General features: G+C 69.6%; 18 protein-coding genes. 11 read left to right on the top strand and 7 right to left on the bottom strand.

From position 1 onward, the window contains the following. Nucleotides 1-54 precede the first annotated feature (54 nt). From FFS56_RS09120 to FFS56_RS09110, 3 genes are read right to left on the bottom strand one after another with little or no spacing between them, the layout of a single operon-like run. Nucleotides 55-2019 carry a M13-type metalloendopeptidase gene (locus FFS56_RS09120; protein WP_137772109.1) on the bottom strand — a complete coding sequence of 655 codons (1965 nt, stop codon included), beginning with the start codon at nt 2017-2019 and terminating at the stop codon, nt 55-57. Between the two features lie 10 nt (nt 2020-2029). Further along, nucleotides 2030-3184 carry a HAMP domain-containing sensor histidine kinase gene (locus FFS56_RS09115; RefSeq protein ID WP_082738548.1) on the bottom strand — a complete coding sequence of 385 codons (1155 nt, stop codon included), beginning with the start codon at nt 3182-3184 and terminating at the stop codon, nt 2030-2032. Next, on the bottom strand, nt 3181-3915 hold the full coding sequence (locus tag FFS56_RS09110) for a response regulator transcription factor (RefSeq protein ID WP_127012737.1): 735 nt from the start codon (nt 3913-3915) through the stop codon (nt 3181-3183). The genes FFS56_RS09115 and FFS56_RS09110 overlap by 4 nt, the downstream gene beginning before the upstream one ends. A gap of 167 nt (nt 3916-4082) precedes the next feature. Here FFS56_RS09110 and FFS56_RS09105 point away from each other — a divergent pair, with 167 nt between their 5' ends. Together FFS56_RS09105 and FFS56_RS09100 are read left to right on the top strand one after the other, a co-directional pair. Beyond that, complete coding sequence (locus FFS56_RS09105) at nt 4083-4538, top strand: DM13 domain-containing protein (protein WP_046747472.1); 456 nt, start codon at nt 4083-4085, stop codon at nt 4536-4538. Then, nucleotides 4535-5023, top strand: coding sequence for a DoxX family membrane protein (locus tag FFS56_RS09100; RefSeq protein WP_127012738.1), 489 nt, complete (start codon nt 4535-4537; stop codon nt 5021-5023). The genes FFS56_RS09105 and FFS56_RS09100 overlap by 4 nt, the downstream gene beginning before the upstream one ends. 66 nt (nt 5024-5089) lie before the next feature. On the opposite strand, the gene FFS56_RS09095 is transcribed toward FFS56_RS09100, so the two are convergent. Then, a complete protein-coding gene (locus tag FFS56_RS09095; protein WP_061017836.1) occupies nt 5090-5659 on the bottom strand; it encodes a DUF1992 domain-containing protein in 570 nt (189 codons plus the stop codon). An 84-nt stretch (nt 5660-5743) separates the two neighbouring features. On the opposite strand from FFS56_RS09095, the gene FFS56_RS09090 reads away from it, so the two are divergent. Both FFS56_RS09090 and FFS56_RS09085 read left to right on the top strand, forming a co-directional pair. Then, nucleotides 5744-7066: an MATE family efflux transporter gene (locus FFS56_RS09090; RefSeq protein WP_046747469.1), complete on the top strand. Its 1323-nt coding sequence runs from the start codon at nt 5744-5746 to the stop codon at nt 7064-7066. A gap of 118 nt (nt 7067-7184) precedes the next feature. Next, nucleotides 7185-7496 carry a hypothetical protein gene (locus FFS56_RS09085; RefSeq protein WP_127012739.1) on the top strand — a complete coding sequence of 104 codons (312 nt, stop codon included), beginning with the start codon at nt 7185-7187 and terminating at the stop codon, nt 7494-7496. Nucleotides 7497-7515: 19 nt separating this feature from the next. On the opposite strand, the gene FFS56_RS09080 is transcribed toward FFS56_RS09085, so the two are convergent. Further along, entirely contained in the window at nt 7516-8154 is a 639-nt protein-coding gene (locus FFS56_RS09080; protein WP_127012740.1) for a TrmH family RNA methyltransferase, read from the bottom strand. Between the two features lie 94 nt (nt 8155-8248). Here FFS56_RS09080 and FFS56_RS09075 point away from each other — a divergent pair, with 94 nt between their 5' ends. Both FFS56_RS09075 and FFS56_RS09070 read left to right on the top strand, forming a co-directional pair. Next, entirely contained in the window at nt 8249-9517 is a 1269-nt protein-coding gene (locus FFS56_RS09075) for an Nramp family divalent metal transporter (protein WP_046747466.1), read from the top strand. A gap of 19 nt (nt 9518-9536) precedes the next feature. After that, entirely contained in the window at nt 9537-9836 is a 300-nt protein-coding gene (locus FFS56_RS09070; protein WP_046747465.1) for a hypothetical protein, read from the top strand. Between the two features lie 15 nt (nt 9837-9851). Here the strand turns inward: FFS56_RS09070 and FFS56_RS09065 are convergent, their stop codons facing one another. After that, a complete protein-coding gene (locus tag FFS56_RS09065; RefSeq protein WP_046747464.1) occupies nt 9852-11297 on the bottom strand; it encodes a Na+/H+ antiporter NhaC family protein in 1446 nt (481 codons plus the stop codon). 62 nt (nt 11298-11359) lie between these two features. Then, nucleotides 11360-12973, bottom strand: coding sequence for an amidohydrolase (locus tag FFS56_RS09060; protein WP_127012741.1), 1614 nt, complete (start codon nt 12971-12973; stop codon nt 11360-11362). A gap of 81 nt (nt 12974-13054) precedes the next feature. On the opposite strand from FFS56_RS09060, the gene FFS56_RS09055 reads away from it, so the two are divergent. Genes FFS56_RS09055 through FFS56_RS20510 form a run of 5 tightly spaced genes read left to right on the top strand, consistent with a single transcriptional unit; the run spans nt 13055 to nt 15947 of the window. Beyond that, entirely contained in the window at nt 13055-13711 is a 657-nt protein-coding gene (locus FFS56_RS09055; RefSeq protein WP_046747462.1) for a TetR/AcrR family transcriptional regulator, read from the top strand. 9 nt (nt 13712-13720) lie between these two features. Then, nucleotides 13721-14350, top strand: coding sequence for a metal-dependent transcriptional regulator (locus tag FFS56_RS09050; protein WP_046747461.1), 630 nt, complete (start codon nt 13721-13723; stop codon nt 14348-14350). A gap of 32 nt (nt 14351-14382) precedes the next feature. Then, nucleotides 14383-15204 (top strand): HAD-IIA family hydrolase, encoded by an 822-nt coding sequence (locus tag FFS56_RS09045; RefSeq protein ID WP_046747460.1) that lies wholly within the window; start codon nt 14383-14385, stop codon nt 15202-15204. Nucleotides 15205-15207: 3 nt separating this feature from the next. Next, nucleotides 15208-15786 (top strand): YdeI/OmpD-associated family protein, encoded by a 579-nt coding sequence (locus FFS56_RS09040; RefSeq protein ID WP_046747459.1) that lies wholly within the window; start codon nt 15208-15210, stop codon nt 15784-15786. Next, nucleotides 15783-15947, top strand: coding sequence for a hypothetical protein (locus FFS56_RS20510; RefSeq protein WP_164734122.1), 165 nt, complete (start codon nt 15783-15785; stop codon nt 15945-15947). Before FFS56_RS09040 ends, FFS56_RS20510 begins: the two co-directional genes overlap by 4 nt. Nucleotides 15948-15961 lie beyond the last annotated feature (14 nt).

Below are 15961 nucleotides of genomic sequence, written 5' to 3'. Positions count from 1 at the left end.
CAGGGCTATCGTAACCCCACCGCCGGGGGATGATTCACAGAGTGCGACGATCTGTCACCAGATGGTCACACGCGACGGCGCAGGCAACCACAGCGCGTCGGACTCGGTCACGCCGAACGCCTCGTAGAAGGCGTCGATGTTGCGCACGATCTGGTTGCAGCGGAACTCGTTGGGCGAGTGCGGGTCGATCGTGAGCAGGCGCAGCGTCTCGGCGTCACGGCTCTTCTGCTGCCACACCTGCGCCCATGACAGCAGCAGGCGCTGCACCCCCGTGTACCCGTCGATGACCGGGGCCTCCTGGCCGTCCAGCGACAGCTCGTATGCTTTCAACGCGATGCCGAGACCGCCGAGGTCGCCGATGTTCTCGCCGATGGTGAGCGCGCCGTTCACGTGGTGCTCGGCGTCGAGGCCCTCCGGGACGAGCGCGTCGTACTGCGCGATGAGCGCCTTGGTGCGCTCCTCGAACGCCGAGCGGTCGGCATCGGTCCACCAGTCCTGCAGGCGTCCATCGCCGTCGTAGCGGCTGCCCTGGTCGTCGAAGCCGTGCCCGATCTCGTGACCGATGACCGCGCCGATGCCGCCGTAGTTCGCCGCGGCATCACGCCCTGCGTCGAAGAACGGGTACTGCAGGATGGCCGCGGGGAAGACGATCTCGTTCATCGACGGGTTGTAGTACGCGTTGACCATCTGCGGCGGCATGTGCCACTCGTCGCGATCGATGGGCTTGCCCACCTTGTCGACGTTGCGGTCGTGCTCGAAGATCGACGCCCGGCGCACGTTGCCGAACAGGTCTCCCCTGTCGATCTCGAGGCTGGAGTAGTCGCGCCACACCTCGGGATGCCCGATCTTCGGGGTGAACGAGTCGAGCTTGGCGAGCGCGCGCTCGCGGGTCTCGGCCGTCATCCACTCGAGGTCGGTGATGCTCCGCCGATACGCCTCGATCAGGTTCGCGACCAGCTCGTCCATGGCGGCCTTCGCCGTCGGCGGGTAGTGCCGCTCGACGTAGACCTTGCCGATGGCCTCGCCGAGCGCCCCCTCGGTGAGCGACACGCCACGCTTCCAGCGCTCCCGGATCGTCGGCACTCCGGTGAGCTCGGTGCCGTAGAACGAGAAGTTCTCCTGCACGAGGTCGTCGGTCAGGTACGGGGCGGCGGCGTGCACGGCCTTCGCCCGCAGCCAGGCCTTCCAGTCGTCCAGCCGCTCGGGGGTCAGCAGCGAACCGAGCCCCTCGAAGAAGCTGGGCTGCGCGACGACGACCTCGTCGAAAGCGGTGGGGTTCGACGGCGAGACCGCCTCGCGCCACGGAGCCAGGTCGACGCCCGCGAGTGCCTGCAGCTCGTCCCAGGTCTTGAGGTTGTACGTCGCCACGGCGTCACGGCTGCGCACGTTGTCCCAGTGGTGGCCCGCCAACTCGGTCTCGAGAGCGATCGCGCGGTCGGCGTTCGCCGCGGCATCGCCCACGCCGGCCAGGGTCAGCAGACGCTCGAGGTGCGCGCGGTACGCGGTCCTCGTGTCGGCGAAGGTGTCGAGCCGGAAGTAGCTCTCGTCGGGAAGCGACAGACCCGCCTGCACGAGCACGGGGAGGTAGCGCTCGGGGTCGCCGGGGTCGCCGTCGACGTAGCGACCGATGATCGAGGCGCGGCCGTCGCGGTCGTAGGCGCCCACCGTGCGCAGGAATGCCGGGACGTCGTCGATCGCGTCGATCTCGGAGAGGGTCTCCGCGAGCGGGGCGACCCCGGCGGCGTCGATGCGCTCGGTGTCCATGAAGCTCGCGAACAGGTCGCCGATCTTGCGGGCGAGCGTGCCTTCCGCGGCGTCCTGCGACTCCTCGATGATGGCGCGCACATCCTTCTCCGCCTGCTCGGCGAGAAGGTGGAACGAGCCCCAGCGCGCCTTGTCGCCCGGGATCTCGGTACGGGCGAGCCAGGCGCCGTTCACGTGGCGGTACAGGTCGTCCTGGGGGCGGATGTCGGAGCTGAACTCATCAAGGGCGAGGCCCACGGGAAGAACGTCAGTCATGCGCTCCAGCCTATGACCCGCCTCCCCCGAACGGCAGGAGCACGTTCATGCGGAATCCCTCGTCGGTGCGCTCGGCGAACACCTCGCCGCCGTGGGCACGGGCGAGGCCGCGGGCGATCGACAGTCCGAGCCCCGCTCCGGAGGCGACACCGCCCTGATCGCCGGCCGAGGTGCGGGCGGCGTCCTCGCGCCAGCCCACGTCGAACATGCGGTCGAGGTCTTCCACCGCCACTCCGGCTCCGTGATCGAGGATGCCGAGCACGAGTCTGTTCCGGTCCGCCTCGGTGGCGGAGATGACGATCTCCGTGCCGCGTGGCGCGTGCCGGATCGCGTTCGTCAGCAGATTGACGATGATGCGCCCGAGCTGATGCGGGTCGGCCCAGAGCACGTGCCCACCCACCCCGCGCTCGACGATGCGCACGTCGTGTGCGGCAGCCGCGACCGCGACGTCGGCGACCGCGTCGGAGACCACATCGAGCAGCTCGACCTGCTGCGTCTGCAGCTGCACGGCGCCGGATGTCAGCTTCGACAGCTCGAACAGCTCGTCGACCATGCGGCTCATCGTCTCCACCTGCGCCCGCACCTGCCCGGCGAAGCGCTCCGGTGCGTCGGCAGCCCCGTCCTCGATCGACTCGGCGAGCGCGCGCACCGCCGTCAGGGGAGTGCGGAGGTCGTGAGAGATCCAGGCGAAGAAGCGCCGCCGGGCCGAATCGAGACGCTCCAGCTCGGCGTTGGCGGCATCCACCTTCGCCGAGACCTCGGCCAGCTGCATCGACAGGCCGTCCAGTTCGCGGGATCCGCCGGCTCCCGCGACGATCACTCCGCCGCGGCCCATCTCCTCGAGCGATGCCGAGAAACGGTCGAACGACGCCCTCATCGCTCTCGCCGCGACCCAGGCGGTCGCCAGCCCCAGGACGAGGGACACCCCGATCACGGCGAGCAGCACCGTGAGGTCGTGTGTGGAGATGTACATCTCCACCGCGATCGCGACGACCGAAGCCGCCATCGTGACGACCCCTGCGCTGGCGACCAGCATGAGCTGCGCACGGACCGACCGGCGCCGGAGCATTCGCAACAGGGCGAGGGTGAGCGCCGCGACGACCACGGCCGCCAGCAGGCACGTCAGCACGATCAGCAGCACATCGGGTGCGGCGAGCACGATCATGATCGATCCCCGTCGCTCGAGAACCGGTAGCCGACGCCCCACTCCGTGCGCAGGTGGACGGGGTCGCGCGGATCCTGTTCGATCTTCTCCCGGAGCCGGCGCACATGCACCGTGACGGTCGATGCCTCGCCGAAGCTCCACCCCCACGCCTCGCGCAAGAGCTCCTCCCGCCCGAGTGCTCGCCCCTCGTTGCGCGCGAGGAAGAGCAGCAGATCGTACTCGCGGCCGGTGAGGGCGATCTCCTCGCCACGCACCCAGACACGGCGACGCAGCGGATCGATCGCGAACACTCCGGCGCGCACCTCGCCCGCCGCGGCCTGGACGGCCTGCGCGCGGCGGACCAGGGCGCCGACGCGCATCGACAGCTCCCGCAGCGAGAAGGGCTTGGCAAGGTAGTCGTCGACGCCGAACTCGAACCCTTCGATGCGGTCGTCCACCTGCCCGAGAGCGGTCAGCATCATGATCGGCACATCGGAGAACGAGCGCAGGTCGCGGCAGAGCTCGTCCCCGCTGATCCCCGGCAGCATGCGGTCGACGATCACCACGTCCGGCGTCCTCTCGCGCAGGGCTGTGCGCGCCGAGACACCGTCTCCGAAACTCGACACCTCGTAGCCGTTGGCCCGCAGGTACGCGCCGACGGCCGCTCTGACGGTGGGGTCGTCCTCGACGACCACCACCTCGGTCGTCTGCTGCCCGCGTGCCTCCTGCCCCCTGGGGGTCTCCTGCTGCATGGGGTCGACACTAGTCGCGGGCTCAGCGCCGTCGGGCGGTTCCTTACGGTTCTGAAAGGTCTCCCCTATCGCCCTCCGCGCGTTCGTAGCGTTCTTCGAAGTGCGATCCGCCGCGGCCTCCGTCGCTCCGGACACACAGTCGCACGCACCGTGAACAGGAGAACCTCATGCGCAAGACCGCCTTCGCCGCCACCGCGGCCGTCACCCTCGCTCTCGCCCTCGCGGCGTGCAGCTCCCCCGCCGCCACCGAGGACACCAAGCCCTCGTCGTCGGCCTCGCAGAGTACGGATTCCGGTACCTCGACGACCGAGATGAAGATGTCCGAGAAGACCGGCACCTTCATGGGTCTGAACGAGAAGAAGGTTTCGGGCACCGTGACCGTGTCCGACGACGAGATCGCCCTGTCCGGGTTCTCGTCCGACGAGGGACCCGACCTGCACGTCTACCTCACGAACGGCACCGACGAGGCCGCGGTGTCCGCCGGCATGCTCGTGGATGCCGTCTCGTTCGACACCGCGACGCAGACCTTCGCCCTCGACGGCATCGATACGTCCGAGTACTCCTACGTCGTGATCCACTGCGACAAGGCGAAGGCCGTGTTCGGGGCAGCCGAGCTCTCATGAGCGGAGCGCGGCCGGCACGCGCCCTGGTCCTCTCGCTGCTCGGCGGCGGGGCCAGGGTGGCGGTCGGGGTGCTCTGGCTGATCGAGGGCATCCTCAAGTACCGCGCGGGGTTCGGGGCGGCCGACATCGAGCTGGTGGCACAGAGCACGGAGGGGAACCCTCGGGTGCCGTGGTTCTTCGCCCCGCTCGGGTCGTTCATGGGGACGGCGCCCGAGCTGTTCGGCGTGGTGATGCCCGCCCTCGAGGTCGCCCTCGGCGTGCTGCTGGTCGCGGGCCTGCTGACCAGGATCACCGCCTTCCTGTCGATCGGAACACTGATGCTCTACTGGAGCGCCGATCAGCTGATCGCCCAGTATCCGGCGATGGTCATGCTCTCCGCCGTCGTGCTCCTCGTCCGGGCCGCTGCACGGCTCGGAATGGATGGATGGCTTCGTGCGCGTCGCGCACAAGGCACCGAGACGACTTCAGGCCTGTGGGAGGGCTGAAGCGACGGGAGGGCTGAACGTGCCGAGAGGGGACCGGATCGCGTCGCGGAGGGGCGGGCGTCCGGGTCAGTCGCGTCGTCGCGCGCGGAAGCGTCGGCGACGCGGCTGCTCGGCAGGGGCGGGGGCCGGGCGTGCGGCACGGCGCTCGGCCCAGGCGGCCACCTCGTGATCCACGTCACGGAGGGGTGTCACGACCGGCGGACCGCCCTGAAGCTGGCGACGCGCCTCCCGCACGCGACGGTTGAAGTCCTCCAGCACGTCGCGCACATCGGACTCGCGCCCGAGCAGGTCGAGCTGGTCGTCCAACTCCCTGTCCTCGGTGCGCAGCAGGATCGCGGGCGGCCCGAGACCGGTCAGGTTCTCGGTCTGGATCTTGCGGCGGATCCACCAGTCGGGATCATGGTGGGTCCCGAGCCCTTCGAGAGGCTTGCCCGCGCCGGGGAGATCGTCGAACTCTCCGCGACGGATCGCCACCTGGATCGCCGTCTCGATGAACGCCGCAGGATCGACGGCAGCGGCGAATCCCGGTGCGGCCCCCGACTCCTCGCTCGCGTCGCCGTCCGCGCTCCCGTCGGCGTCCGCACGCTCACTCCTGCGTGCGAGGTACCGCGCCGCCGCGTCTCTGGGGTCCGTCATGATGCGCCTCCGTGACATCCGGGTCTCCTTCACCCTACGTCCATGGCAGCGGGCGAGGTCGGCGCCAGGTCATAGGCTCGGAGGATGACCGCGCGCGCCTCCCTCAACCGAGAGATCCTGAGGCTGGCTATCCCCGCTCTCGGCGCGCTGATCGCGGAGCCCGCGTTCCTGATCGTGGATGCCGCGCTCGTCGGGCACCTCGGGACCACACCGCTCGCCGGGCTCGGCATCGCAGGAGCCGTGCTCCAGACGATCGTGGGACTCATGGTCTTCCTCGCCTACTCCACGACGCCGGCCGTCGCCCGGCGCTTCGGAGCGGGGCAGCCGGGAGAGGCCGTCTCGGTGGGAGTCAACGGCATGTGGCTGGCCCTCGGGCTCGGCGCCGTGCTCGCGGTCATCGGAGCGGTCTCCTCGCCGTGGCTGGTCTCGCTGTTCGGTGCCAGCGAAGCCGTGGCCGCCCAGGCGAACGAGTACCTCGTGATCTCGATGTGGGGCCTTCCCGCCATGCTCATCGTGTTCGCCGCGACCGGACTCCTGCGCGGAATGCAGGACACCATGACGCCGCTGTGGATCGCGGGCCTCGGGTTCGGCGCGAACGCCCTGCTCAACTGGCTCTTCATCTACGGACTCGGCTGGGGCATCGCGGGCTCCGCCGCCGGCACCGTGACCGCGCAATGGGGGATGGTCGCCGCCTACGTGCTGGTCGTCCGTCGTCTCGCCACCCGGCACAGCGCCTCGCTGCGCGCACAGGGCGCGGGTCTTCGCAGCACCGCGACATCGGGCGGCTGGCTGTTCCTGCGCACCGTGAGCCTGCGCGTCGCACTGCTCGCGACCGTGGGCGTCGCCACCGGAATCGGCACGGACGAGCTGGCCGGATGGCAGATCGTCTTCACGATCTTCTCGGCCGCCGCGTTCGCGCTCGACGCCCTCGCGATCGCAGCGCAAGCGCTCATCGGCAAGGAACTCGGAGCCGGAGACGAGCAGCAGGTGCACCGTGTGCTGGCCCGCACCGTCGCTTGGGGCGCATGGTTCGGCGTGATCGTCGGCGCGCTGATCGCCGCGCTGTCGGGGGTGCTCGGCATCGTCTTCACCGGATCAGCGGAGATCGCCTCCCTCGTGCAACCGGCGCTGCTCGTGCTCGCCGTCGCCCAGCCGATCGCCGGTGTGGTCTTCGTGCTCGACGGGGTGCTCATGGGCGCGAACGACGCCCGATACCTCGCGATCGCCGGCGGCCTGAACCTCGTGCCGTTCCTCCCCGCCCTGTGGATCGTCACGGCGACGGGGGTCGACGGCACTGCGGGACTCGTGTGGCTCGCGGTCGCCTTCTTCGGCGTGTACCTGTTCGCGCGACTCGGGACTCTGGGTTGGCGGGTGCGCTCGGGGCGCTGGCTCTCCGCCACAGCCTGACACTGCACCGAACCCGGCGATCACGACTTCTCCACAACGCCCGGAATCCGCGGAATACTAGGTCTCCGCCCCCTGGCGCCCCCGACGAGGATCGAGGGACACTGAAGGGATGTTGGGGATGACGGAGCCACAGGCATGGACTCTGATCGGCGTCTTCGCCGCGGGGATGTTCGGCACGATCACACTGATCTCGACGATGTTCCTGCGCACGATGCAGAACGGATTCGAGGGCGTGCGCACGGAGATGCGGAACGAGTTCGCGAGCGTGCGCACCGAGATGAGGAACGAGTTCGCGAGTGTGCGCACCGAGACGGGCAGCGAGTTCACCGGCGTGCGCACGGAGATCCGGGCGGTGCATGAGCGCATGGATCATCTCGATCGCGACGTGAGCGCGATCTATCGCCACATCTTCGGCATCGACCGCGGCTGACCGATCACACGAGCCGGGGTCAGGCTGCGTATCTCCGGCACCACTCGTACATGATCACGGCGGCCGCGGCGCTGGCGTTGATCGAGCGCGTGGATCCGTACTGGGTGATCTCGATGTGGGCGGACGCAGCGGCGAGCGCCTCGGCTGAGAGGCCGGGACCCTCCTGCCCGAACAGCAGCACGCAGCGCTGCGGCAGATCGGCCTTGTCGACGGGTACCGCTCCCTGGACGTTGTCGACCGCGATGATCGGGACTCCTTCGGCCACAGCCCAGGCGGCGAACGTCTCGACGTCTTCGTGGTGCACGACGTGCTGGTAGCGGTCGGTGACCATCGCACCGCGCTTGTTCCAGCGGCGGCGACCGATGATGTGCACGGTGTCGGCGAGGAACGCATTGGCGCTGCGCACGATCGACCCGATGTTCATGTCGTGCTGCCAGTTCTCGATCGCGACGTGGAACGGATGCCGCCGGGTGTCGAGGTCGGCGACGATCGCCTCCATCCGCCAGTAGCGGTAGCGGTCGATCACGTTGCGGGTGTCCCCCGCCGCCAGGAGCTCAGGGTCGTACTGCTCGCCCTCCGGCCAGGCCGTCTCGCCTCCGGGCCACGGGCCCACGCCGTACCCGGGTTGGGCGATCGATCCTGTGCTCGCGTCATCCATCCCGCCAGGCTAGCGCCGCCACACGTCCGGGGATATTTAGGCCCACCGAAAAATACGCTACGGTTTCGGTGTGCCTAAAAATGCTTCTGCTCCGATGACGAACCCGACCGCTCCCCCGGCCAGGGCTCCGCGCAGTCTGTGGCTGCTCGGGCCTGCCCTCGTCGCGGGCGTCGCGTACCTGGACCCCGGCAACGTCGCCAGCAACATGACCGCAGGGGCGCAGTACGGCTACCTGCTGGTGTGGGTCGTGGTCGCGGGCAACGTGATGGCCTGGCTGATCCAGTACCTGTCGGCCAAGCTCGGGGTCGTCACCGGGCAGAGCCTCCCGGAGCTGCTGGGCTCACGGCTCACGCGCCCCTGGGCCCGCCGTGCATACTGGTTGCAGGCGGAGCTGGTCGCGATGGCGACCGACCTGGCCGAGGTCATCGGAGGCGCGGTCGCCCTCAACCTGCTGTTCGACGTGCCGCTGCTGCTCGGCGGCCTCATCACCGGCGCGGTCTCGATGATCCTGCTCACGGTGCAGAGCCGTCGCGGTGCCCGTCCGTTCGAGTTCGTCATCATCGCGCTCATGGCGATCATCACGATCGGCTTCGTCGCAGGCGTGTTCGTCGCGCCCCCCGACCCGGCGGGCGTCATCGGCGGCATGGTGCCCCGGTTCGAAGACACCGGCTCGGTCCTGCTCGCCGCCTCCATCCTCGGCGCGACGATCATGCCGCATGCGATCTACGCGCACTCCTCCCTGGCCCGCGACCGCTTCGGCGCCGCGACCGACCACATCGGCGACGAGGCCGTGCGCACCGAGGCGTCGCGCATCCGCCGCCTGCTCACGGCCACCCGCTGGGACGTGTCGATCGCCATGGTGGTCGCCGGCTCCGTGAACCTGTGCATCCTGTTGCTCGCCGCCGCGAACCTCGCGGGAGTCGAGGGCACCGACTCCCTGGAGGGCGCGCACGCCGCGCTCGCTGCCGGACTCGGGCCGGTCGTGGCGACATTCTTCGCCGTGGGTCTGCTCGCCTCAGGGCTGGCGTCGACCTCGGTGGGCGCCTACGCCGGGGCGGAGATCATGCACGGCCTGCTGCATGTGCGCATCCCCCTGCTCGCCCGTCGACTGGTCACGTTGATCCCGGCGCTCGTGATCCTCGGCATCGGCTTCGACCCGACGCTCGCGCTGGTCCTCAGCCAGGTGGTGCTGTCGTTCGGGATCCCGTTCGCACTGATCCCCCTGGTCGCCCTGACCGCGCAGCGACGCACCCTCGGCTCCTGGGTGAACAGCCGCTGGACGACGGCGGCAGGTGTGATCGCCTCCGTGCTCCTGATCGCGCTCAACGGCGCCCTGCTCTGGCTGGTGCTGACGGGCGCCTGAGCCCGGATAGGCTCGACACATGTCTGCCGAGAACGCCCGCCGCAACGTCCGCATCCTCACCTGGACCGGCTTCGCGACGGGCGTGATCGGCGCCGTGCTGATCGCTTTCCCGAAGGTCATCGACCTCGCGAGCCCGTGGGTGCAGCTCGCCCTCGGAATCGCCACACTCGTGCTGGCGTTCCGGGCACGCAAGATCGGCATGGCCGACATCGAGGACTTCGACGGCCGCCTGTCTCTGGCCGCCGCGCTCCTCGGGTTCCTCGTCGTTTTCTTCGCGGGTCAGGCCGCGTTCGGCATCCTGGTCGCCGTCGCGAACTGACCCGCGCTGACGGCACTACGCCGTGACGAATCCCGTCACCAGGTAGAGCACGAACGACAATCCGGCCGCGATCCCCGCGTAGGGCAGGATCGCGAGCATCAGATTGATCGGCTTGATGCCGATCGACCGCGACGCGAGGATGATGCCGTCGCCGTACAGGCACGTGGTGCTGCCGAGCGCCGCACCGGAGAACACGGCGGCACCCGCGAGGATCGGATCCGCTCCGAGCGCGATCGCGAGAGGGAGGACGACCGGGGTGATGACGGCGGCCAGGTCCCAGAACGATCCCGTCGCGTAGGCGTAGACGCCGCACACCGCGAACACGATCGCCGGCAGTAGGGCCGGAGTGAGCACGGGCTCGGTGACCTGGATCACGAACTCCGCCAGCTGCAGGGTGATGTTCATCTCCTGCACCATGAACGCGAGCACGGTGAGCACCATCACGAACAGCATGCTCTCGATGCCCTCGAGCGCGGCGTCCAGCACCCCGCGGATGCGGAGTCGGCGCTGCACGAGCACGATCACGATCGTCACCGCGAGAGACGCGGCGGTGCCGGCGACCACGTTGGCGTTCGTCGCGATCGTCACTCCGACGAGCACGGCCATGGCGATCAGGAATCCCCACGGCTGCGGCTTTCTCCCGGTCTCGGTCGACGTCGCGAGGGCTGTCGCCACCCGCTGCGCGGTCGAGCCGTCCGGGTCGTCCGCCTTCAGCTCGGCGAGGAGAGCCGCCCCCTCGGCCCTGCGCTCCTCGTCGGTCGTGCCGACCGGGAAGACGTCGCCATCGCGCTCGGCACGGATCGCATCGCGCTTGATCGCGCCGAACCTCGGCAGCCAGCCGACGCTCATCAGGAGGGCGACGGCCAGGGCTGCCCAGCCGAAGAAGATGAACGGGATCGCCTGCAGGTACGCCCCGAAGCCGGTGCCGCCGACGGTCACCCCCTGCGCCTCGAAGAGCCCGGAGAAGAACAGAGCCCACGTCGAGACGGGGATGAGGACGGCGATCGGCGCGGCCGTCATCTTCATGATCGCGCCGAGCTGGGTGCGCGGAACCCGGTAGCGGTCGGTGACCCGCTTCATCGATGTGCCGGTGGTGAGCACGTTGAGGTAGTCGTCGACGAACAGCACGATCGAGAGCAGGAAGGTCAGCACCAGCGACTTGCGCCGGGAGGTGACGAACCGCTCGGCCCAGTCGGCGAAATCGGTGACGATGCCCGACTTCTCGAACAGCATCATCAGCATGCCGAACAGCGCGACGATCAGCAGCAGCCACTGCGCCGTCTCGTTGGAGAGGGCTGTGCCGGTGTACTCGACCCAGACGTCGAAGCCGCCCCAGCCGCCGAGGATCAGCGCCCCGGCGACGGTTCCGCAGAAGAGGGCGAACAGGGTGCGTCTGGTGGCGACCGCGACGATCAGGATCACCACGATGGGCAGGAGCGCGAGAGCGCCGAATTCGGGCATGGGGGTCACCTCAGTGTGAAGGAGTGTGGAGGATGCGGGCGCGAGGGGGCGGCGAGCCGGGGTCAGGGCTCGACGCCGCCGACGACCGTCCCCTGTACGGGAAGGTCGGGGAGGTCGTCCGGGGAGACGTGCAGCGGGTTCTCCGCCCACACGGCGTAGTCGGCCTTGAACCCGGGGGCGATGCGGCCGAGGTCGGCATCTCCCTGAGCCAGGGCGGCGCCCACGGTGTAGCCGTGCAGCGCCTGGTACGGGGTGAGCACCTGGTCGGGCTCGAACACGGGCGCATCAGGGTCACCGGGCCGCCGGCGCAGCATCGACCATGCGAGGCCGATACGAGCATCGTTGTGCGCGATGGGCCAGTCCGACCCGAGGGCGAGAGGGGCTCCCGCATCCCAGTAGTCGCGCACCCGCCACGCGCGCGCGGCACGCTCGGGTCCGAGCCGGTGCGACCAGTCGTCCGAGCCGTCCGCCTTGCGCCACTGCATGTGCAGGGGCTGCATCGAGGCGGTGATCCCGGCGGCGGCGATGCGAGCGACATCGCGGTCGGTCGTCGTCTCGAGGTGCTCGATACGATGCGGGGCGCCGGAAGCGCTGCGTACGCCGGCCGCGAGGTACGCGTCGACGACCTCGCCCACCGCCCGGTCGCCGATCGCGTGCGTCGCGACCTGGAACCCGGCCTCGGTGTATCGGCGCACGGTGCGGCCGTACGCGGCCACGTCCTTCCAGAACGGCTCCAGTCCCTCGCCGGCGGAATCGGGCGCGTGCAGCCAGGCGGTCCCCGTCTCGACCACGCCGTCGGCGTAGAGCTTGACCGATCCGCCCCGCCAGCGCTCGCCGCGTCGGTCCCGCATCCGCAGGTTCTCGATCGTCCGTTCCTCGTCGAAGCCGGGCTCGTGGTCGATCGCCGAGACGATGCGGACGGGAAGACCCGGACCCTGCTCCAGAGCATCGAGCAGATCGAGCGTGGCGAAGCCGCCGTCCATGATCGTGCCGCCGGTGAGTCCGGAGTCGCGCAGTCCGCGCAGCAGGTCGTGCCCGATGGCAAGGCTCTGCTCACGGGTCCGGGCGGGCGCGCTCAGACGTACCGGCTCGTAGGCGCCGAGTTCGCGCAGCTCCCCTGTGGGGTGGCCGTCGGCATCGACGACCACGCACGACGAATCCTCGAACGCGCGTGCGCCGGTGATGCCCGCCCGGGCCAGGCCGGCGCGGCTGGCGAGAGCGGTGTGCCCGTCGAACACGATGAGCAGCGCCGGGAGTCCGCGCACCGCGTCCTCGATCGCGGCGGCGGTCATCGGCAGGTCGTGGAACACGTCGTAGTCGAGATTCCAGCCGCGCACCCACGGGTCCGCATCTTCGGCGAGCGCGCGGTCGGCCTCGACGCGAAGGGCGGCGAGCAGCGCCGCCCCGGTGGTCAGACCGCCGAGGTCGATGCCCGCCGTCAGCTCGATCCCCTGGATCGGATGCAGGTGCGCGTCGATGAGGCCAGGCGTGACGGCCGCTCCACCGAGATCGCGTACGCGCGTGCGAGGTCCGCGCAGCTCTCGGACCAGCGCATCGTCCCCGACCGCGAGGAAGCGCCCTTCGCGCACAGCGAAGGCTGTGGCGAACGGGCGGCGCGGGTCCATCGTCACCACGCGTGCGCCGGTGACAATGGTGTCGGCGTCGAAACCGGTCATGACTGTGCCTTCGTCCGTTGAAGAGTTCAGTATTGAAAGAGTTTCAATAAAATACCAGACACCTGAGCAGAATCGAGCACGATGACGAAATCTCCGCGCAGCGTCGGGCGGCCGTCGACCCAGGTGCTCACCGAGGAGCGCATCCTCAAGGCCGCGTTCCGGCTGAGCGCCCAGCGCACGCCGCGACAGTTCACCATGACCGCACTCGCGGAATCTCTCGGTGTGCGCACCTCCGCGCTCTATCACCACTTCGCCAACCGGGACGCCGTGATCCGGGCCATGCGCGGGCAGGTCAGCCGTGCGCTCGTCTCCCCCGTCCTCCACGAGCTGCCCGTCGAGGACGCACTGCTCACCTGGGCGCACAGCTACCGCGACGCCGCGATCGCCGCACCGGAGGCCATGGTGATGCTCGCCACCTCGCCGATCGATGCCGACGAAGGCTCGTTCGCCGACTACGACCAGATCGCACGCCTGCTCGCGCACGACGGGTGGCCCACCGAGACCATCGTGGACGCCATCGTGGCACTGGAGTCGTTCATCATCGGCTCCGCGCTGGACGCCCTCGCCCCCGCCGATAACATGGCACCGGGAGAGCTCGCCCCGCAGTTCCCGACCTTCGCCGAGGCCGAGGCCGCCAGGGCCCGGCTCAGCACCGACCCCGCCCGCCGCACGTTCGAGATCGGGGTGCGGGCGCTCATCCACGGACTCACCGCATGGGCGCGCGAGAGCACCACGTAGGCTGGGCGGGTGGCATCCCCTGCAGCTGACGACTATCTGAAGACCGTCTACGCGCATACCGAGTGGCAGGACGCACCGATCACCCCCTCGGTGCTGGCCGCGAAGCTCGGTATCGCGCCGTCGTCGGTCACCGAGATGGTGAAGAAGCTCGCCGCCGCCGGACTCGTCTCGCACGTGCCCTACGGAGCGGTGCGATTGACCGAGGCAGGGACGAAGCGCGCGCTGGCCATGGTGCGTCGGCACCGCCTGGTCGAGACCTGGCTGGTGCAGGAGTTCGACTACGGCTGGGACGAGGTGCACGACGAGGCCGAGGTGCTCGAGCACACCATCAGCGACCGGCTGCTGGAGGGCATCGATGCGCGCCTGGGACGCCCCCGCTTCGACCCGCACGGCGACGCGATCCCGGACGCCGAGGGCCGCATCGAACGCGCTCCGTTCGTGCTGCTCGCCGATGCCCCGGTCGGACACGTCGGCCGCGTGCTGCGGGTGAGCGACCAGGACCCCGAGGTGCTCCGCGCCGTCGAAGCTGCCGGGATCGCCGTGGGCGTCGAGGTCGAGGTGACCGACGGCGGCTTCTCCGTCGGTGGCGCGGAGGCCGAGGTCGCGCACGCCGCCGACGCGATCTGGCTCACGGCCTGACGCCGGAAAGGTGCGGCCCCTAGGCTGTGCACATGGCAAAACGTGACGACATCGAATGCTGGCTCACCGACATGGACGGCGTGCTCGTCCATGAGAACGACGCCATCCCCGGAGCATCCGAACTGCTCGCCGGATGGGAGAGCGCCGGCATCCCGTACCTGGTGCTCACCAACAACTCGATCTTCACCGCACGCGACCTGTCCGCACGCCTGCGCATCAGTGGTCTGCATGTGCCGGAGGAGCGCATCTGGACCTCGGCGCTCGCGACAGCCGACTTCCTGAAGCAGCAGCTCCCCGGCGGCTCGGCCTTCGTGATCGGCGAGGCCGGCATCCTCACCGCCCTGCACGACGCCGGCTTCATCATGACCGAGACGAACCCGGACTTCGTGGTGGTCGGCGAGACGCGCAACTACTCCTTCGAGGCGATCACGAAGGCGATCCGGCTCATCATCGGCGGCGCACGCTTCATCGTGACGAACCCCGACGCCACGGGCCCGAGCACCGACGGTCCACTGCCGGCCACCGGAGCCATCGCCGCCCTCATCACGAAGGCCACGGGCAAGGAGCCCTACGTCGTCGGCAAGCCGAACCCCATGATGTTCCGCTCGGCGCTGAACAAGATCGGCGCGCACTCGAAGCGAACGGGCATGATCGGCGACCGCATGGACACCGACGTCGTCGCCGGCATCGAGGCGGGCCTGCACACCGTGCTGGTGCTCACCGGGATCAGCGACCAGGCCGAGATCGAGAAGTACCCGTTCCGCCCCGACGAGATCGTGCAGTCGGTGGCCGACCTGCTGCCGCGGATCACCGAGACGATCACGACGGTGAAGCCGGGCAAGACGAAGAAGTAGCCCGTGGGCGCGCTGGACGAGGGGGAACGGTTCCGGGCCGCTGATGCGGCGGCGTGGCGCGCCTGGCTCGAGGAGAATCACGAGCGCACGGCGGGGGTCTGGCTGCTGAGCGTGCGCGGGGCGTCGGACGGCGTCGGCTACGAGGATGCCGTCCGTCAGGCGCTCTGCTTCGGATGGATCGACGGCCCCGTGCGCGTGTTCGGCGACGGGACGGACGACCGCGCCAACGGGCAGTGGTTCTCGCCGCGGCGTCCCGGCAGCGGGTGGGCGGCCACCAACAAGGCGCGCATCGCCGAACTGGAAGCGGCAGGAATGCTCGCACCCGCCGGCATCCGAGCGCTGGAGACGGCGAAGGCCAACGGCTCGTGGACCGTGCTCGACGGACCGGAGGCGGGTATCGAGCCGGACGAACTCACCACCGCGCTCGATGCTCTGCCCGTCGCGCGCGCGAACTGGGACGCATTCCCGAAGTCGGTGAAGAAGTTCGGACTCACCCACATCGCGATGGCCAAGAGACCGGAGACCCGGGCGGCGCGCATCGCCAAGATCGTGGCGGACGCTGCGGAAGGGAGACGCCCATGAACCAGAGCGACCTGCTGTTCCTCGTGATGTTCGTGATCCTGCTGTCGACGCTGACGGTCTTCATCGTGCAGTTCGTCCGCTCCCGTCGGCGCGGCCCCGGCGACGACGACCGCGCCGGCTGGTGGGAAGGCCCCTGGGACGACGACGACCGTAAGCGCTGAACCTGCGGTCGTCG

Source organism: Microbacterium sp. Beta, from assembly GCF_005502545.1.
Lineage (GTDB): Bacteria > Actinomycetota > Actinomycetes > Actinomycetales > Microbacteriaceae > Microbacterium > Microbacterium oxydans.
Note: the sequence above shows the minus strand (reverse complement) of the source record. Positions and strands in the feature narration are given on the sequence as shown.